At 70.9% G+C, this 18,166-nt stretch carries 17 protein-coding genes; 3 read left to right on the top strand and 14 right to left on the bottom strand.

Translation table 11 applies throughout. The features are described 5' to 3' along the window. From RIE08_14125 to purL, 12 genes are all read right to left on the bottom strand, one after another. The coding region (locus tag RIE08_14125) for a hypothetical protein (GenBank protein MEQ8718744.1) at positions 1-265 on the bottom strand (265 nt) is incomplete at its 3' end. A gap of 260 nt (positions 266-525) precedes the next feature. Beyond that, positions 526-1,275: a ParA family protein gene (locus tag RIE08_14120; protein MEQ8718743.1), complete on the bottom strand. Its 750-nt coding sequence runs from the start codon at positions 1,273-1,275 to the stop codon at positions 526-528. Continuing rightward, positions 1,272-2,792 carry a CYTH and CHAD domain-containing protein gene (locus RIE08_14115; GenBank protein ID MEQ8718742.1) on the bottom strand — a complete coding sequence of 507 codons (1,521 nt, stop codon included), beginning with the start codon at positions 2,790-2,792 and terminating at the stop codon, positions 1,272-1,274. The genes RIE08_14120 and RIE08_14115 overlap by 4 nt, the downstream gene beginning before the upstream one ends. 36 nt (positions 2,793-2,828) lie before the next feature. Beyond that, on the bottom strand, positions 2,829-3,443 hold the full coding sequence (gene purN / locus RIE08_14110) for a phosphoribosylglycinamide formyltransferase (protein MEQ8718741.1): 615 nt from the start codon (positions 3,441-3,443) through the stop codon (positions 2,829-2,831). Next, positions 3,440-4,495, bottom strand: a complete 1,056-nt coding sequence (gene purM / locus RIE08_14105) for a phosphoribosylformylglycinamidine cyclo-ligase (protein MEQ8718740.1) — start codon at positions 4,493-4,495, stop codon at positions 3,440-3,442. The genes purN and purM overlap by 4 nt, the downstream gene beginning before the upstream one ends. After that, complete coding sequence (gene purD / locus RIE08_14100) at positions 4,492-5,766, bottom strand: phosphoribosylamine--glycine ligase (protein ID MEQ8718739.1); 1,275 nt, start codon at positions 5,764-5,766, stop codon at positions 4,492-4,494. The genes purM and purD overlap by 4 nt, the downstream gene beginning before the upstream one ends. A 122-nt stretch (positions 5,767-5,888) precedes the next feature. Next, entirely contained in the window at positions 5,889-7,292 is a 1,404-nt protein-coding gene (gene purF, locus RIE08_14095) for an amidophosphoribosyltransferase (protein ID MEQ8718738.1), read from the bottom strand. 16 nt (positions 7,293-7,308) lie between these two features. Further along, a complete protein-coding gene (locus tag RIE08_14090) occupies positions 7,309-8,403 on the bottom strand; it encodes an ATP-grasp domain-containing protein (protein MEQ8718737.1) in 1,095 nt (364 codons plus the stop codon). A gap of 50 nt (positions 8,404-8,453) precedes the next feature. Beyond that, a complete protein-coding gene (gene purE, locus RIE08_14085) occupies positions 8,454-8,951 on the bottom strand; it encodes a 5-(carboxyamino)imidazole ribonucleotide mutase (GenBank protein MEQ8718736.1) in 498 nt (165 codons plus the stop codon). Then, entirely contained in the window at positions 8,948-9,871 is a 924-nt protein-coding gene (locus RIE08_14080) for a phosphoribosylaminoimidazolesuccinocarboxamide synthase (protein MEQ8718735.1), read from the bottom strand. The genes purE and RIE08_14080 overlap by 4 nt, the downstream gene beginning before the upstream one ends. Next, positions 9,861-10,658, bottom strand: coding sequence for a phosphoribosylformylglycinamidine synthase I (purQ, locus tag RIE08_14075; GenBank protein ID MEQ8718734.1), 798 nt, complete (start codon positions 10,656-10,658; stop codon positions 9,861-9,863). The genes RIE08_14080 and purQ overlap by 11 nt, the downstream gene beginning before the upstream one ends. Continuing rightward, positions 10,655-13,462, bottom strand: coding sequence for a phosphoribosylformylglycinamidine synthase subunit PurL (gene purL, locus RIE08_14070; protein MEQ8718733.1), 2,808 nt, complete (start codon positions 13,460-13,462; stop codon positions 10,655-10,657). Before purL ends, purQ begins: the two co-directional genes overlap by 4 nt. 76 nt (positions 13,463-13,538) lie before the next feature. Here purL and RIE08_14065 point away from each other — a divergent pair, with 76 nt between their 5' ends. Beyond that, positions 13,539-14,897, top strand: a complete 1,359-nt coding sequence (locus RIE08_14065) for a serine hydrolase domain-containing protein (protein MEQ8718732.1) — start codon at positions 13,539-13,541, stop codon at positions 14,895-14,897. 98 nt (positions 14,898-14,995) lie between these two features. Here RIE08_14065 and RIE08_14060 read toward each other — a convergent pair whose 3' ends face one another. Both RIE08_14060 and RIE08_14055 read right to left on the bottom strand, forming a co-directional pair. After that, the gene (locus tag RIE08_14060) at positions 14,996-15,595 is read right to left on the bottom strand and encodes a response regulator transcription factor (GenBank protein ID MEQ8718731.1); all 600 of its coding nucleotides are present in this window, start codon (positions 15,593-15,595) and stop codon (positions 14,996-14,998) included. A 26-nt stretch (positions 15,596-15,621) separates the two neighbouring features. Beyond that, positions 15,622-17,286 carry a HAMP domain-containing sensor histidine kinase gene (locus RIE08_14055; GenBank protein ID MEQ8718730.1) on the bottom strand — a complete coding sequence of 555 codons (1,665 nt, stop codon included), beginning with the start codon at positions 17,284-17,286 and terminating at the stop codon, positions 15,622-15,624. A gap of 238 nt (positions 17,287-17,524) precedes the next feature. Here RIE08_14055 and RIE08_14050 point away from each other — a divergent pair, with 238 nt between their 5' ends. After that, the gene (locus RIE08_14050) at positions 17,525-17,722 is read left to right on the top strand and encodes a Flp family type IVb pilin (protein MEQ8718729.1); all 198 of its coding nucleotides are present in this window, start codon (positions 17,525-17,527) and stop codon (positions 17,720-17,722) included. Positions 17,723-17,888: 166 nt separating this feature from the next. Beyond that, positions 17,889-18,137 carry a Flp family type IVb pilin gene (locus RIE08_14045; GenBank protein ID MEQ8718728.1) on the top strand — a complete coding sequence of 83 codons (249 nt, stop codon included), beginning with the start codon at positions 17,889-17,891 and terminating at the stop codon, positions 18,135-18,137. Positions 18,138-18,166: the final 29 nt, after the last annotated feature.

Genomic DNA, 18,166 nt, shown 5'->3' with positions numbered 1-18,166 from the left:
CTGGCTGCTGCTGGCGTGTCTCGTGGCGGTGGCGATGTTCGCCGCCGCGTGCGGAGACGACGACGACACGGCGAGCGCCTCTGATGACGGCGCCATCATCAGAGGCGCCATCATCAGAGGCGCCGTCATCAGAGGCGCCGTCATCAGAGGCGCTCGCCGTGTCGTCGTCGTCTCCGCACGCGGCGGCGAACATCGCCACCGCCACGAGACACGCCAGCAGCAGCCAGAGGCTTCTGTGTCGTTCCGATCGCTTGGTCCCGGTCATTGAGGTCCTCCCCCTTCGCTCATCTGAGCATTCGGCTGCCCAGATGTGACGACAAGGTATTCGCGAGGATGCGCGGTGTCAACAGAAGAGCAGCACACTGCTCATCCGAGAAGTGAGCGGACAGGGACGTGCCCAGCCTCGGGAACACGCGCGGGGTTCGGAGGGTCACGGTCCGCGGGCCATCTCGAGACCAGCAGCGTTCGTGGATTGGCGACAGCCCGCGTCCGGCGAATCGCCCAGAAGTCAGGTTCGGCGGGGCGTCAGATCCCGAGCCGGGCCGCCGTCTCGTCCCAGAGTTCGCGGTAGGCCGTGGTGGCCGGACTCGTCGGGGCGAACAGGCTCAACGGTTCGCGCCGGTCCGGCAGTCGCTCGACGTCGGCGGCGGCCGGGATCATGGTCGTGAACAACTCGCTGCGTTGCGACGGCAGGCTCTCCACGAGATCCATGTGGCCGCGCTTGCGCCTGTCCACCATCGTGAGGAACGCCACCGCGGGCACCCGCCGGAGGCGCTTGTCGCCGGCCATGAAGGCCGACAGCTGGTCGAAACACCGCAGGGGCAGCGTCGCCGGCACCACCGGCACCATGACGAGGTCCGTGGCCCGCAGGACGCTCTCGATCGACAGACCGATACCGGGCGGACAGTCGATCACGACCACGTCGTAGTCGTCGGTGATCTCGTCGAGGAGACGGCCGAAGGTGCGCCGCGGCTTGGGGATCCGGGTGAAGGCGGTATCGAGGCGGCGCAGCGAGAAGTCGGCCGGGACGACGTCGAGACGTTCCCAGCGGCTCTCGAAGACGTTGTCGCGCAACCGACGTGACGAGTCGAACAAGCGGCGCCCCCCGCCGGCGACCCGGCGTCCCACGCCGAGGGCGAACGTAGCCGCGCCCTGCGGGTCCACGTCCCACACGAGGACCCGCAGTCCCGACTCCGAGGCGAAGTGGGCCAGCGTCACCGCCGAAGTGGTCTTGCCGACGCCGCCCTTGATCGACGACAGCGCGACGACCTTCACGACCGGTCCCAGCGGGGCACGTCGTCAGCGGGGGCCATCCAGCCCCGGAGGCTCTTGTCCGACGCCCGCTTCCATGCGGCCTGCCAGGCACGGGCTTCCTCGGCCGCCTCCGCCGTCAACACCCCCGCGATCCGCCCGGCGGCAAATGCCCCCTCCGGCGACGAGGACGCCGCGACCACCGCGAGGGACTCGCTGGCGATCTCGGCGTCGTTGATGGCACCGAGCGCGTCCTGGACCTTGGCGAGGCGCCGCGCCAGCTTGCGGGGAGCGGCACCGAACGCGGCCGACACGGCATCGGAGGAGTACCGGCATCGCTTCGCGAGGATCCGCACCGCGTGCAGTTCACTGACCGGCGCGTCCGCCCCGAGCTTCTTGACCGCCTTCTTCAGCCGCTTCCAGCGGCGGTGGACGGAATCCGCAAGCAGCTCGTCGGCCGGGTCGTCAGCCTGGGGGGCGGTCACCGGGTCGTTGGTCAACTCGACGACCCGGTCCAACAGGCGCGCCACACGCGCGCTGTCGAGATGACCACGCAGGCGTCGCTGCTCCACCTGACAGGAGTGTTCGAGCGCGGCGACCACTTCGACGAAGCCGTCGTCGGCGAGGCCCGGATGACGCTCGCCCACGCCACGGACGTTCTCCAGCAGGACGTCGGCGTCGCGGACAGCGCCGAGCTTCGCGGCGAACCACTTGAGCTCACGGGCGAGTGGTTCGAACGCCTTGCGGTCGAGCAGGAGGCCGAAGGTCGCGATGTCCGATCGCAGCCGACGGATCGCCACCCGCGCCTGGTGCACGCCCTCGGGATCCTCACCGACGCGGGCGAGCGGCAGGTGGTCGACGAGGTGGACCCCGGCCGATGCGAGGGCCGCGTGGATCACCTCACGGGCCGTGGGATCCTCGCTCACCTCCGGAACGTCGATGTCGGCGGGGCGGCGCGCGGCGGGACCCAGGACGGTGGCGAGCTTGGGGATCTGGGTACCAACCGTTCCGCCGGCCGCGACGATCACGTCGCCGACGGCGTCCACGTGGGCCGCACCCTCCCCGGTGAACTCGATCTCGACCTGTCGGAACATCACAGGGTCCTGACCGGGGCGGGTTCCGATCGAATCGTCATCGGTGACCGTCGCCAGGAGCGTCCCGTCGGCGGCGAGGAGTTCCACCGGGACACGCCTCGTCTCGATCACCGCGACCTCGGTGAGCTCCGCCCCCCGCACATAGGGGACGACGAGGGAGCTGACCTCGCCGGGAATCTCGCCCGGCTCGCCGTCGACGACGAGTTCGATGCGCGCCAGACCCGGACCGCTCTCGCGGCCGGGGATCTTGACGGTCCAGCCCTCGGGGGCGCGGTGGCGCAGGGTGCATCCCCAGCGGGCCAGTCTCAGGTCGGCCGTGTCGTGGTAGATGGCGATGAGGCGTTCGGTCGGTAGCTGACGCACCCGGGCCCCGTCGATCACGCCGTCGAGTGACGGCATGACGAACTCGGCCGGTACGTCGATCTTCAGCTCAGTCTCGAGGGTCATTCGTCTCGGGTGTCGTCGGTCCGGGCGCGCCCGACGCTACACCCCCGGGTCGGCCCGTCCGCCGCCTGCGACGAGCTCGGCCAGCGTGTCGACGAGTAGGCGGTGCTCCACGGCGTGGACGCGCGCGGTCAGAGCCTCGAGACTCTCACCCGGGTCGAGCGGGACCTCGGCTGTCGCGAGCACGGGACCGTCGTCGACGCCTTCGTCGGGAACGAGATGGACCATCACCCCGGTGCGGGTCAGTGTGCCGGTCCGGCCGGCCTCCCAGGCCCGCCGGATCGCGTCCACCCCGGCGAACTCACCGGGCAGGGCCGGGTGCAGGTTGACCACCCGGTTCGGGAACACACCGAGAAACGACATGGACAGGATGTGCATCCACCCGGCGAGCACGACCCAGTGCGGCCGCGCCGCACCGACGATCTCCGCGAGAGCGGCGTCGTAGTCACGACGACCCTGCGGCGAGCGGTCGGCGAGGAGGAGCTCGACGACGTCGACCCCGGCACGCTCGGCCCGTTGAATCGCACCCGCGCCGGCCCGGTTGACCACGACGAGTTCGACCGTGGCGTCGAGGATGCCCTCTGCACACGCGTCCAGGACGGCCTGGAGGTTGGTCCCGGAGCCGGACGCCAGGACGACGATGCGGGCACTCACGGCTGTGGAACGAAGACGACCCCGGTGCCCTCGCTGGGCGCGACGTCGCCGATGACCCACGAGCCCTCGACGACTGCGAGCGCCGCTGCCGCCTTGTCGGGTGCCACCACGGCGACGAGGCCGACGCCCATGTTGAAGGTCCGGTGGGACTCGAGGTGGTCGATGCCGGCGGCCTCCACGAACGTGGTGAAACCCTCGGGCACCACCCACGACGACGTGTCGATCTGCACGGCGAGATGGTCGGGCAGCACGCGCGGCACGTTGTCGATCAGTCCACCGCCGGTGATGTGGGCGAGGGCCGACGGCTCGACGCCGGCCGCCCACCACGCCTCCACGTCGCGCAGGTAACAACGGTGCGGCGTCAACAACCAGTCGAGCAGTTCGTCGGTGAGCTCGACCCGGTCGAGTACCCGACGGATGAGCGAGTAGCCGTTCGTGTGGGGACTCACCGACGGCAGCGCGACGACGACGTCGCCGACGGCCATCTCGTCGAGCCGGGGAAGGACGGCATCACGCTCGACGACACCGACGATGGTCCCGGCGACGTCCAGCGTGCCTTCGACGTACACGCCGGGCATCTCCGCGACCTCGCCTCCGAGGACGGCACATCCCACGGCCCCACATGCCTCCGCCACCCCCGAGACGACCTCGACGATGACAGCAGGGTCGAGGCTCGCCGTGGCGACGTAGTCCAGGAAGAAGAGGGGCCGGGCGCCCTGGACGAGGATGTCGTTGACGCAGTGGTTGACGAGATCGTGACCGACGCCGCGATGGCGGCCGTACCGGGCGGCGAGTTCGACCTTGGTTCCCACGCCGTCGGCGGATGCGACCAGGACGGGGTTCGAACCGAGGTCGGAGATGTCGAAGAGCCCGCCGAAGCTGCCGACGTCGGACAGGACGCGGGGGCCGTGGGTGGCCGTCACCGCGGCCGAGAAGTCCCGGACCGCTCCGGTGGCGGCATCGATGTCCACCCCGGCAGCGGCATAGGAAACCACCTCGTCGCCGGTGGCGTCGGTGCGGGCGGGGCCGGACCCCGCGGGACCGGCGCTCACGGCCCCACTGCGCCGATGTCTCGTCGCCACTGTGCGCCCGGGAAGTCGATGGCCTCGGCTCCGGCCCGGGCACGGTCGGTGGCGGTGACCGGGTCGCCCGCCACGGCGGTGACGGCGAGCACCCGTCCACCGGCGGTGACGAGGCGGCCGTCGGCGTCGACGGCCGTCCCCGCGTGGAAGACGTCGCATCCGGCGGCGACCGCCGCGTCCAGACCGACGATCGGGTCGCCGCGGCGGGGGTCGACCGGGTAGCCGTGGGCGGCGAGGACGAGGGTGACCGCGGCCGAAGTCGGTGTCGGGATCTCCACACCGGCGAGTCCGCCGCCACCGGCCGCCGCGGCGAACACCTCGCCGAGATCCACGGCGCCGTCCAGCAGCGGAAGAACCGCCTGGGTCTCGGGGTCCCCCATCCGGCAGTTGTACTCGAGCAGCGTGACGGCCCCAGCGTCGTCGACCATGAGCCCGGCGTAGAGGACCCCGACGTAGGGACTCCCCTCTAAGCGGAGCCCGGCGAGCGCGGTGCGCACGAAACGGTCGAGGGCGGCCTCGACGAACGCCGCGTCCAGGCCCGGGTCGACCAACGCCGCCGGGGCGACCGCGCCCATCCCGCCGGTGTTCGGGCCCGTGTCTCCGGCGCCGAGTCGCTTGTGGTCCCGGGCGAGCGGCAGCGCGACGGCATCGGTGCCGTCGCACAGCGCGAGCAGCGAGACCTCCCGCCCGTGGAGGCGTTCCTCGACGACCACCTCGTCGGCGGCCGAGCCGAAACGTCGCTCGACGAACATGGCACGCAGGGCCTCTTCGGCACCGGCGCGGTCCGCCGGGACGATGACCCCCTTGCCGGCCGCGAGGCCGCTCGCCTTGACGACGGGCACCTCGTCGAAGGTGTCGAGCGCGCGCAGGCCGGCGTCGAGATCGGTGACGATCTCGGCGCGGGCCGTCGGTATCTTCCAGCGGGCACAGCACCGCTTGGTGTGAGCCTTCGAACCCTCGAGACGTGCAGCGTCGCCGGAGGGGCCGAAACAGGCGATGCCCACGGCGGCCAGGGCGTCGGCGAGGCCGTCGACGAGTGGTTGCTCGGGACCGACGACGACGAGATCCACGGCGGCGTCCCGTGCGGCCCGCACCCAACCGTCGATGTCGGTGGCGGCGACGTTCTCGGCGAAGGCCGCTGTGCCCGGGTTCCCCGGCGCGCACACGACAGCGTCCACCGACGGCGCACGGTGCAGGGACCGCGCCAGAGCGTGCTCACGCCCACCCGAACCCACGACCATCACCTTCACAGCTCGGCCACCTTCACCGCGCGAAGTCCTTCACACCGCGGAACCCTCACAGCGCGAACACCTTCACCGCGCGAAGTCCTTCACACCGCGGAACCCTCACAGCGCGGCCGGCTTCACAGCACGACCTCGGCCACCGGCGCCCCGTTTCGCAGCGCGACGGGGATCTCGGCGAACGGGTAGGAACCGGTGAAGCACGCGTTGCAGTAGCCGTGATCGCCGAGCACCGCCTCGAGGCCGGCAAGGGACAGGTACCCGATCGAGTCCGCGCCCACCGATGCGCCGACGGCGTCGAGGTTCCCGTCGGCGGCGATGAGCTCGTCACGCGAAGCCATGTCCACACCCATGAAACACGGGTGCATGATGGCGGGACAGGCGACCCGCAGGTGGACCTCCGCCGCGCCTGCTTCACGCAGCAGCGTGACGAGACGGCTGGCGGTGGTGCCCCGCACGATCGAGTCGTCGACCAGGGCGACCCGCTGGCCCTCGAGGTTCCCCGGCAGGGGGTTGAACTTCATCGCCACCCGGTCACGACGCAGATCGGGCGTGGGCTCGATGAAGGTGCGGCCGATGTAGCGGTTCTTGATGAGGCCCTCGGTGAAGGGAACCCCCAGCTCGCGGGCGTAACCGATCGCGTGGGGCGTCCCGGAATCGGGCACGGCGAGGACGACGTCGACCGGGGCAGGCTGCTCGCGGGCGAGCTGCGCGCCGAGCTCCTGGCGGGCCGAGTGGACGAGTCGCCCGGAGAAGACCGTGTCGGGGCGGGCGAAGTAGATCTCCTCGAACGTGCAGAAGGCGGCCCGGGGGGCGGCGTGGCCCTCATGGACCTCATAGCCGTCGTCGACGAGTCGCACGAGCTGACCCGGTGCCAGTTCATGGACCGTCTTGGCGCCGATCGCCGCGAAGGCACAGCTCTCGGAGGCGAGCACGTGGCCGCCGCCGTCGAGACGACCGACGACGAGGGGGCGCAGACCCCACGGGTCACGCATCCCCCAGATGCCGTCGGGCAACAAGAGGGTCAGCGCGTAGGCACCCTCGGCCATCTGCTGGACGGTGCGCAGACGGTCGAGCGACGTTCCCGTCACCGCCCCACCCGCGCCGGCGAGCAACTGCAACAGGATCTCGGTGTCCGAAGACGTGGACAGACCGACGCCGCGCTCGAGAAGTCGCCGCCGCAGTTCGGCACCGTTGACGAGATTTCCGTTGTGCGCGATGGCGATGGGTCCGTCGATGGTCTCGACCACGTGCGGCTGGGTGTTGCGCAGCGAGACCCGCCCCGTGGTCGAGTAGCGGTTGTGGCCGATCGCGAGGTGACCCGGCAGGGTCTCGAGGTTCTCCTCGGTGAAGACCTGCGAGACGAGTCCGAGGCCCTTGTGGAGGTGCGCCGTCGCTCCGTCGAAGGTCAAGATGCCCGCGCCCTCCTGGCCGCGGTGCTGGAGCGCGTAGAGCGCGAAGAATGCGAGCCGGGACACGTCCCGGCCCGGCGCGTTGAAGGCCACGACCCCACAGGACTCTCTCATCTCGTCACCTCGCCGGTCAGCGGCGTCGTCGGAGAGCGGATCTGGCTGCACGGACACTGTGGAGGGCCTCCCGGGGGTCGTCGGCGAGCGCGGTGAGATGACCCATCTTCCGGCCCGGCCTTGCCTCACCCTTACCGTAGTGGTGCAGGTGGACATCACCGGCGGACAGCGCGGCCGCGAAGTCCGGCGGCGCCCCGGACCCCCACAGATCACCGAGCAGGTTCGCCATCGCGGCGGGGCCACGGCGGCTCACCGCGCCGAGCGGGAACCCCAGAGCGACGCGCGCCTGCTGCGCGAACTGGGAGGTCGCGGCCGCCTCGATCGTCAGGTGCGCCGAGTTGTGCGGACGCGGCGCGATCTCGTTGGCGAGAGCGCGGCCGTCGGCGGTCACGAACCACTCGATGCACATGACACCGACGAGATCGACGGCCTCGGCGAGCCGGAGGCTGTGGTCGAGGACCACGGGCGCGAGGTCGCCAGGGTCACGCGCGGGCCAGGTCGAGGTGTCGAGGACGTGGTCGACGTGCACGTTCTCGAACGGGTCGTAGGCGACGGCCCCGCTCGCATCGCGACACACGACAACCGACCACTCGGCCGCCAGGTCCACCAGCTCCTCGACGATCAGGTGGTCGACGCCGAGGGAGGCCACCGCGGCGACCGCCTCGTCGGGCGCCACCTCGGCGCCCACGACCACCTGGCCGTGCCCGTCGTAGCCGCCCGACGCCGTCTTGACGACCACCGGGCCCTCGATCGAGAGGACAGCATCGACCGCCTCGTCGCGACCGTCGGCCCCGTGATGGGCGACGGTGGGCACGTCCGTCGCCACGAACAGCGCCTTCTCGCGTGTCCGGTCGGCCGCCACGGACACGACCCCCGGAGCGGGGCGGCACTCGACCGCCGAGGCCCCGAGGGCGTCGAGGAGATCCACGGGCACGCTCTCGAACTCGAACGTCACGACGTCGGTCCGCCGCGACAGCTCGGCGACGAGCGCCGCCGGGTCGTCGTTCCAGGCCAGAGCGTCGTCGCAAACCGGGGCCGCGGGCGAACTCGCACCGTCGCGCCCCACGCACACGACGCGGGCTCCCATGTGGCGCGCGGCGAGCGCGAGCATCCGGCCGAGCTGGCCGTCACCGAGGATCCCGATCCGACCGACGTCGGTACTCAGGGCAGATCCTCCAGCTCCGCGGCGAGGACACCAGCCTCCATCTCGGCGCGTCGGGCGGCGAGCGCCGCGGCGACCTCCGGGACGTCGCGGGCCACGATCGCAGCGGCGAAGAGCCCGGCGTTGGTCGCTCCGGCGTCACCGATCGACATGGTCGCAACGGGCACACCCGCCGGCATCTGCACGATCGACAGCAGCGAATCGACACCTGCGAGCACGCGGGACCGGATCGGCACCCCGACGACGGGGACCGTGGTGTGGCTCGCGAGCATGCCCGGCAGGTGCGCAGCCCCGCCGGCTCCTGCGACGATCACGGCGAGACCTCGGGCGGCGGCGGTGCGTCCGTACTCGCTCAACAGGTCCGGCGTCCGGTGCGCCGACACGACCCTCGCCTCGTAGGCGACACCGAGTTCGGCGAGCACCTCTGCGCAGCGCCGCATCGTCGGCCAGTCCGATGTGGACCCCATGACGACACCGACCGTCGTCGCATCACTCATGTCTGACCTCCGGTCAGTTCGCGCACGACCTCTCGCACGGCGTCCTCCTCGCCGTCCTCGTCGGCGACGACGGGGGGGCGCCCGCACAGGCGCTCGGCGACCTCGCCGTAGGCGTCAGCCACGCGGGCGACGAGTTCGGGCGACATCGGCGGGGGGTCCCCCTCACCGCGGTAGCCCTGCGCGGCGTACCAGCGCCGGACGATCTCCTTGTCCATGTTGGCGTCCGGTGCCGGATCGACTCGCCCGTCCCAGAATCGACTCGAATCGGGGGTGTGGACCTCGTCGATCAGAACGGGACGACCATCGAGGACCCCGAACTCGTACTTGGTGTCGACGAGGACGAGACCACGGGTGGACGCAAGGGCGGTGCCCCGCGCGAACAGGTGCAGGGCGATGTCGACGACATCGGCCCACAGCGACGGGGCGACGAGGCCGCGCTCCGCTACCTCCGCCACCGACAGCGGCTCGTCGTGGGCGCCGTCGGGTGCCTTGGTGGTCGGCGTCACGAACGGACGGGGAAGCCTGGAGTTGCGCTCGAGACCGTCGGGGAGCCTGATCCCGTCGATGACCCGCTGGCCCTTTTCGTAGCGCGTCCACATCGACGTCGACGTCACGCCGGTCAGGTACCCGCGGACGACCACTTCGACGGGGAGCGTCTCGCACCGGTGCACGACCGAGACGGCCGGGTGGGGGACGTCGATGAGATGGTGGGCCACCACGGGACGCAACTGCTCGAACCACCAGGCGCTCACGGCTGTGAGGACCCGTCCCTTGCCGGGAACGCATCCGAGCACCGTGTCGAAGGCGCTGAGACGGTCCGTCGCCACGAGGACGAGTCGGTCATCGCCGGCGGCGAACACGTCGCGGACCTTCCCGCGCCGCACGAGCGGAAGCCCGGTGGCGTCGATCTCAGCGAGCACGGTCGACGAACGCCTCGAAGAAGGCCAGGCCGCCACCTGCGCCCGGCGCACCGGGTCGGTCGTGGTGGTGCACGGCGGCGATGTTGTCCTCGGGGTGGGGCATGAGGCCCCAGATGTGACCGGTGGCGTCGCACAGCCCGGCGATGTCGTCGACCGACCCGTTCGGGTTGGCGGGATAGGCCCCGCCGGCTGGTGCGCCCGTCGCGTCGCCGTAGCGCACGAGCACCCGACCACCGGCGGCCAGAGCCCCCGCCACGGCGATGTCGCGCACAGCGAGTCGGCCCTCGCCGTGCGCGACCGGGCACGAGAACCGAGAGACACCGGCCCCGACCAACTCGGCGCGCGAGTCCGGGTCCACGACGAGGTTCACCCAGCGGCACTCGAAACGACCCGACTGGTTGTGGGTGAGAGTCACCGTGCGGCTCAGTGGGTGGTGGGTGTCGGCTCCGGCGTCGCTGTCGGCGTCCGCATCGGCATCGCCGGGGGCACCGCCGAGGAGTCCGGTACGAACGAGCACCTGGAAACCGTTGCAGATCCCGAGGATCGGCGCACCCCGGGCCGCGACGGCCCGCAGGACGTCGCCGACCTCGAAGGCGAAACGTGCACCAGCGCCGAGGCTGTCACCGAAGGAGAACCCGCCGGGCACGCACACCGCGGCATACGACGCCAGCGGCTCACCCAGTAACACCACCCGCGCCTCGGCCCCGGCGGCGACGAGAGCACGGACCGCCTCACCGTCCCGGTTGGTTCCGGGGGCGTGGAGCACGGCGACCGGTGGAGCGCTCACGCTTCGATCCCCCAGCTCCGGGCGAGGTCCGCCACCCCGACGTCGAGCACGGTCCCGCCTCCCAGCGCGATCCGCAACGCGCCATCCGTGGTGACCGTTCCGATGCGGACATGGTCGATCCCGGCGAACAGGTCGGCCAGCGCGTCCACGTCGTCGGGCGAGACCTCGAGCAGTAGCCGACCCGAGGACTCCGCGAGCAGCGTCCACCACTCGCCGTCCACCTCGAGCGACGCACCGAGCCGCCCCGCGATGCACATCTCGGCCGCCGCGACCAGCAGTCCGCCTTCGGAAAGGTCGTGGGCGGCCTGCACGAGTCCGCCCCGGATCGCCGCGTGGACGGCGCGGTAACGGGCCCGGGGCTCGGTGAGGGGAGCCGGGACGGTGCCGCCCGCCACGCCGAGGACCTCGGAGTACAGCGAGCCGCCGAGTTCGGCCGCGGTCGCCCCGACCAGGACGAGGACGTTGCCCGGGGCGGTGAGCGCCGAGGTGCGGGCGAGCCCGGCTGCGGGCACCGGCGCCAACCCCGTGATGAGCAGCGTCCGTGGGATCGACACCCCTTCGTAGGTGTTGTTGAGGCTGTCCTTGCCCGAGACGAACGGGGTCCCGTAGGCGACCGCGGCGTCGTGGCAGCCTTCGCTGGCCCGTACGAGCGCGCCCAGCTCGTCGGGGTCGGCGACGTCGCCCCAACAGAAGTTGTCGAGGACGGCGATCCGGTCGGGGTCCGCACCGGCGACGACCAGGTTACGGACCGCCTCGTCGAGCACCGCATGGGCCATCCGGTACGGATCGAGCGTGCCATAGGAGGGGCGGATTCCGAGGCCCAGGGCCAGAGCCGGACCGTCGAGGTCCGCACCGAGCGGGACGAACACGGTGCCGTCGCTCGGCCCGTCGGCCCCGGGTCCACACGCAGGCCCCACCACGGTGCCGCCTCTCACCTCGTGGTCGTAGGTGCGGAAGATGCGCTCCTTGGTCGCGACGGTCGGATGCGACAACAGCGCGTCGAGCGTCACCGCCCAGTCGGTCGGTGGCGGCGGATCGGAGCCCGGCGGCGGGTCCGTCCACTGCGCGCTGAGATGGCGGCGCGGTCGACCGTCGTGGAGGAAATCCGAGGGGAGATCCACGAGTGTCGTGTCCCCGTGGGTGACCACGATCCGCCCGTCGCCGCGGAACTCGCCGAGGACACACATGTCAACGTGGCGGCGCAGGGCGGCCGCAGCGAGTGCGTCGATGTCGTCGGGTCGCACCGCGATGACCATTCTCTCCTGGGCTTCGGACACCCAGACCTCCCACGGCGCGAGGCCGGGATACTTCCGCGGTGCGAGGGCGACGTCGACCTGCACGCCCGTGGCGGCCCCGAGCTCGCCGATGGCGGAGGAGAACCCGCCGGCGCCGCAGTCGGTCACGCCACGGATCCAGCCGGCATCGCGGGCGTCGTCGATGATCTCGATGAGGCCTTTCTCGGTGATGGGGTCACCGATCTGGACCGCGGCGCCGGCGCTCTCGACGGTCTCGGCGTCGAGCTCGATCGACGAGAAGGTCGCCCCGTGGATCCCGTCACGCCCCGTCGCCCCGCCGAGCACGACGACCAGATCGCCCGGCGCCGGCCCCGGAAGTTCGGTACCCGCCGGTCGCACGCCGACCGCTCCGCAGTAGACCAGCGGATTGGCTGCGTAGCCGGCGTCGTAGACGACCGCTCCCGCGAGGGTCGGCAGACCGAGCTTGTTGCCGTAGTCACCGATGCCGGCCACCACCCCGGCGGCGATGCGCCCGGGTGGGAGCGAGCCGTCGGGAGTGGGGGTCCCCTCGGGGGCGAAGCACAGCACGTCGAGCGTGGCAACCGGCCGGGCCACCACACCCAGGACGTCACGGACCACACCGCCCACGCCGGTCGCGGCCCCGCCGAAGGGCTCCAGAGCCGAGGGGTGATTGTGTGTCTCGACCTTTATCGCGACCTCGCCGATCCCGTCGATGGTGACGATGCCGGCGTCATCGACGAAGGCCGACACGACCCACTCCGCGGCGACGGCATCGGTTGCGGCCCGCAGGTGGGTCCCCAGGAGACCTTCGATGCGCTCGGAACGGCTGGCACCCCCGTCGGCCACATGGGTGAAGTCGATGACGGCACGGAACGTCTTGTGGGAGCAGTGCTCGGACCACGTCTGGGCGATCGTCTCCATCTCGCCGTCGGTCGGATCACGATCCTCGGCGGCGAAGAACGCCGCGACGGCCTCCAGTTCGGCGGCGTCGAGCGACCAGAGACGCCTTCGACTCTCGACCAGACGCTCCTCGGGGGTCCACGACGAGAACGGAATGGTCCGCACCGTGGTCTCGTCCCCCACCGGCGGGACGAAGACAGGTGGAAGAGGCCGACCGACCGCCACCCTCTCGACGGTCGCGTTCGCCACCCCCGCAGCGAGACCCTCCAGAGCTGCGGCGTCGACGGTCCCGTCGCCGAGGTCCCACACGGTCGACGTGACGACGCGGGTACCGGGGGCGCCGAGCTCGGCGAGGATCCCCTCGAGCTGGCGGGCGTCGGTGTCGGTGACACCGGGGAGGTAGGCGACGTCGAACGCGTTGGGACCGATGGGGGCGTCAGGCGCGACGATGCGGTGCACATCGGTCACGGGGTCGGCCACGACGCCGACGATCCGGTCCAGCACGCCCGCGGGTGGTTCCCGGTCGAGGATGTAGCGGCGACGTCTCTGAACACCCGTCGACGCGAGGTCGGCGGCGAGCGCCGCGACCCGGGTCGCCTCCGGGTGACCACCGGTCGTGACTTCCACGACCACTCCCTGTTGTGTCACCACGGCGAACGTAGCAGGGCTCCCCACATGCCCCGGTGACCCGTGGGCGGTGTGCCCGGGCCACTAGCTTGCAGCCATGAACCGCTGCGCCCGCGCCGTGTCGGCTGTCGCCATGGCCGCCCTGTTGGTGGCGGCCGGGTGCAGTTCCGACGACGACGGTGCGGTCGGTTCGGCCGACGCCACGACTCCCACCGCGGTCTCCACTGCGACGCCGACACCGGGCGGCCCGGGCGGCGACGAGAGCACCGACGGCGCATCACAGGAGCTCACCGTCGGGCTCGAGGACCTGGTGGCCGACGAGCTGGCCGCCTGGGCCGAGGCGAACGGCGTACCCGGAGCGGTCGCCGCCGTGACGATCGGCGACCCCGGTCCACAGGTCGACGGCGAGCGGACCGTTCTCGTGTCCACCGGCGTCACGGACGCGGCGACCCGGACCCCGATGCGCACGGATTCGGTCTTCCGCATCGGATCGATCACCAAGCCGGTCACCGCGGCCACGGTGCTCAGCCTCGCGGAGGACGGACTCGTCGACCTGGACGAACCGATCGGCACCTATCTGCCCTCGTGGGACGTGCGTGAACTCCGCTACGGCGGGCAGATCACCGTTCGGATGCTTCTCGACCACACCACCGGCTTCATCGAGTACGCCTTCGACCCGGGCTTCTACCTGGCGACACTCCCCCGCCTGGACCAGCCGTTCGACCCCGAGGAGGTGGTCGACTTCGTCGTCGGTCGTGACCTCCTGTTCGAGCCGGGAACCGCCTACTCGTACAACACGGGGGGCTACCTCCTCGCCGGTCAGATCATCGAGGCCGTCACGGGACGCCCCGCCCACGAGGTCATCCGCGAGCGCATCCTCGAACCCGCCGGAGCCGGAAGGCTCGCCCTCCAGCCGGCCGAGCAGCCCGCCGGTGAGCTCGTGCGCGGCTACTTCGCCGTCCCGACCTCCGGGCCCCAGGCGGACAACCCACTCGCTGCGCCGCTGCGGACCCTGGCGGAGCTCGTGGACCCCGACGCGGTCGTCACGACCAACGACGGGTTCCTGCTCGACGTCACCGCCCTGCCCCAGAACGCCGTGGAATCCGCCGGCTGGACCGGGGGCGGGCTCGAGGGCACCGCGACGGACGTCGTGCGACTGCTACCCGGGATCCTGCGCGGCGGGATCCTCTCGCCGGCATCGGTCGCCGAGATGACGACGACGGTGTTCGACGCGGACTACGGCCTGGGTCTGCGGGTGGGGACGGTCGAGGGACGCACGGCCTGGTCCCACGGCGGGGGCGTGCCCGGTTTCCGGTCCACGGCGCTGTACCTGCCGGCTGACGACGGGCCCGCCGTCAGCATCGTGATCCTGTCGAACATGATCCCGATCCCGACCGACATCGACGTCGTGGCCGGACGGATCGCGAAGCTCGCGCTGGACGCCGCCGGCTCCTGAGGAGCGACCGGCGCCGTCCCTCAGCCCGTGGTCGTCGGATCGAAGCCGTACTCGCGGGCCTTGGCCACGGCCTCGAGCTGGGAGTGGACGTCGAGCTTCTAAAGCAGTGACCGGACGTGGCTACGGACGGTCGCGACCGACACGTACCAGCGCTCGGCCACGGCGGAGGCGTTGCACCCCTCCATCAGCAGGGCCAGGAGTTCGGTCTCACGCGGGGTCAACGCCTCGAACGGCTCGAGCCGGGACTTCTCCTCGTCACGTGCACGGCGCAGATCCTCGAGGAGCGCCTGCTCATGGGTGACCCCGAGAACCCGTTCCCCGGCGGCGGCGGTGCACACCTGATCGACGAAGACGTCGAAGGACTGGGTCTTCGGGACGAGGCCGTCGGCGCCGGCCTCGACACAGGCGGCGAGAACGGGGCGGTCGGTCAGCGCTGACAGGATGAGCACCCGGGCCCCCGCCTGACGCAGCGGCTGGACGAGCTCGATGCCATCGTGGTCGCCGGTCAACTTGAGGTCGAGCAGAACCACCGTCGGCTTGAAGTCGGCGGCGATCTCCAACACGGCCCCGCTCGACGTCGCCGTCGTGGCGACCGCCTCGAACCCGCGACTCCGCAGAGCATTCACGATGCTCTCGCCGACGAGGACATGGTCGTCGACGACGAGAACCCGCTGGGGTTCCGCCCCCGCTCTCGACATGGGCGTGCGCTCCGTCCCAAGACTCCTCATGACAATTCGCTCCTCGCGGCTTTGCTAAGGATTCCCGTCTTCTTCAAACCGGTGGGCCGCTCGGCGGACTTGCCGGTGTAGGTCTCCCACCGTGTCTCCAGCGAGGTGTCGTGCTCGCGGCGACCCGTCTCGGCGGCCGGCATCAAGATGACGAACCGCGAGCCGCCGCCGTCGCGGTCCTCCACCCAGATGTCGCCTTCCATCTGTTCGAGCAGCGTCCGCGCGATGTGCAGACCGAGGCCGGTCCCGTCGGGGAGACGACTGACGCCGCGTTGGAAGATCCGCTCGCGGTCACCCTCCGCGATTCCCTGCCCGCGATCGGCGACGCTGAGCTCGACGTCGCCGGCCCGCCAACGGCCGGTCACCAGGATCGGTGGCTTGGCGTGGCGGCGGGCATTGTGGATCAGATTCTGGACGATCTCCGCGAAGTCGTCGGGGACCCCGTGGGCTGCGAGCGCCGCCGGGACGTCGAGTGCGATCTCGCAGTTGGCGCTGTGGACGGTGACCAGCGGTGCGAGCACGTCGCGGACGTTGAAGTCGGTGACCACCGAATCGCGCTGACCCCTCCGGATGAGCTTCTGAAGGCGGTCGACCTCGGCGCCGAGAGCGATCGTCATGGCGCGGCGCTGGTCGATCGACACCGACCCCTGGGTGGAATCGAGGAGCCGCGACACCCCCTGGATGGCGAGGACCGACGAGGCGGCGTCGTGGAGGCTCTCCTCATGGGCGGCGACCTCGGCGTCATGGCGGCGGGCGATCAGCTCACGCTCCCACCGGTGATGTGCGGCCTCGCGCTGCTGGTCGACGAAGGCGGCCCGTAGATCGACCGCGACGCCGTTGAGAACGAGGAGTGAGGCCACGACGAACATCCCCATCCGTCCGATCGACCAGACATCGCCGAACACGGACGTCTCGGTCGCGAGGATCTCACCGAGCCCGAGAGCCACGAGCCCCAGGCCGAACCACGCGAGCGCCTGGCGGCGCCGGCGCAGGGCCGGCCACAGGGCGGCGGCGCCGGTCACGAGGAAGGCGACGATGACCGGCACGGCGAGCACCCGGTCGCCGGTCGGAAGGACGAGGTCGTCGGCCGCGTTCGCAAAGCTGTTCTTCTCGAGGGCGAGCGCCGATGCCGCCGCGCCCACGACGAGGGCCACGAGGGCGACGGGCAACCAGCGCCCGACGTCGATGGGAGCCCGTCGGTGCGCACCGAAGACCGTCGCGGCGAACAGGACGGTGGCCCCGTAGCCGGCGCCGGTGACGATCGCTCGTACACCGTCGCCGGTGCTCCCGATCGAGACGCCGTCTGCGAGCGGGTACACGAGGCCGTAGCCGACCACACCCACCGCGAGGATCAGGACACCGATGCCGAGGAGGAGAGAGATGGCATCGCGCCCGACCCGGTAGCGGGTGACGGCCATGAAGCCGGAGGCGATGAGGCCGACGAGACACGCCGAGGCAGCCATCGCCACGACAACGGGGCTGTTGAAGCCGGTCGGGATGTCGTCGACCTGCCGCCCGGCGACGACACCGATGGCCGCCGCGGCCAGCACGAGTACGGCCGCGGAGAGTATTGCGCGGTCGCGCCGGTGGTCGACCGAGTGAGCGCGCGGGGGCTCGTGGCGCTCCCCGGCCTTTGCAGCTACCGAGTGGTGTTCCGCCACTGCCTCTCTCCTTGCGCGACGACCTTCGTGTTCCACCATCGGCAGATATCTCCCAAATGTTGAGGAGAAGGTTCCCCGGGGAGATGCCGATACCCGTTCCCCGGATCGGCGAGACCCAGAGAGCCCCCCCGGCCCGCGAATCATCAAGATTGATGATTCAGGGTCATCCGGCACCGGCCGATCTCTACAGCACGTTCCAGTGAGCAAACGGCAGAGGGAGAAACCTCAAATGAACACCATGAAGGAAGCAGCACAGTTCGCACATGCGTGGCTCGTCAGCACGCTGAAGACCCGTGAGCGGGGCGCCACCGCAGTTGAGTACGGCATCATGGTCGCCGCCATCGCGGCCGTCATCATCGCCGTGGTCATCGCAGTCGGCGACGAGGTCGACACGGCGTTCACCGATGTGAACACCGAGCTGGCCGGCCTCTCCTGACCTGCGTCTCGGCGCTGAGCCGGGACACCAGCACTTCGACAACAGGGCGAGCCGGGGACAACTCCGGCTCGCCCTGTTCGGTTTAGACGCACGGGCCGGACGTCGACGTCCGGCCCGGCACAAGGGCAACTCACGTCCGCCAGACCGCACGACGGATAGGGACACGATGCAGGCACAGGGAGCAAGTTTCGAGGGGGCGAAGATCGAGGCCCTCACCGACGCGGTGACGGCCGATGCCATGGCGACAGCCGGCGTCCCGGAGCGCACCGACAAGGCGGCCACCGCTGTCGAGTACGGGATAATGATCGCGGCCATCGCGGCCGTGGTCATCGTCGTGGTCGTCGCGGTCGGCGGCCAGGTCGACTCGACGCTCTTCCAGAAGGTCTTCGAAAACATGCAGTCGCTACCGGATTGACCGGGGCGAACCGCGGGCGCCCGACGGAC

Source organism: Acidimicrobiales bacterium (assembly GCA_040219085.1).
In the GTDB taxonomy this organism is placed as follows: Bacteria; Actinomycetota; Acidimicrobiia; order Acidimicrobiales; family JAVJTC01; genus JAVJTC01.
The sequence above is the reverse complement of the archived record's forward strand: the minus strand, read 5'-3'. Positions and strand labels throughout refer to the sequence as shown.

Coding starts and splice junctions, on each gene's coding strand:
- RIE08_14115 (MEQ8718742.1), bottom strand. CDS start 2,792: ATGACCCTCGAGACTGAGCTGAAGATCGACGTACCGGCCGAGTTCGTC.
- purD (MEQ8718739.1), bottom strand. CDS start 5,766: ATGGTCGTGGGTTCGGGTGGGCGTGAGCACGCTCTGGCGCGGTCCCTG.
- purF (MEQ8718738.1), bottom strand. CDS start 7,292: ATGAGAGAGTCCTGTGGGGTCGTGGCCTTCAACGCGCCGGGCCGGGAC.
- RIE08_14090 (MEQ8718737.1), bottom strand. CDS start 8,403: ATGCTCGCGCTCGCCGCGCGCCACATGGGAGCCCGCGTCGTGTGCGTG.
- purE (MEQ8718736.1), bottom strand. CDS start 8,951: ATGAGTGATGCGACGACGGTCGGTGTCGTCATGGGGTCCACATCGGAC.
- RIE08_14065 (MEQ8718732.1), top strand. CDS start 13,539: ATGAACCGCTGCGCCCGCGCCGTGTCGGCTGTCGCCATGGCCGCCCTG.
- RIE08_14060 (MEQ8718731.1), bottom strand. CDS start 15,595: ATGTCGAGAGCGGGGGCGGAACCCCAGCGGGTTCTCGTCGTCGACGAC.
- RIE08_14050 (MEQ8718729.1), top strand. CDS start 17,525: ATGAAGGAAGCAGCACAGTTCGCACATGCGTGGCTCGTCAGCACGCTG.
- RIE08_14045 (MEQ8718728.1), top strand. CDS start 17,889: ATGCAGGCACAGGGAGCAAGTTTCGAGGGGGCGAAGATCGAGGCCCTC.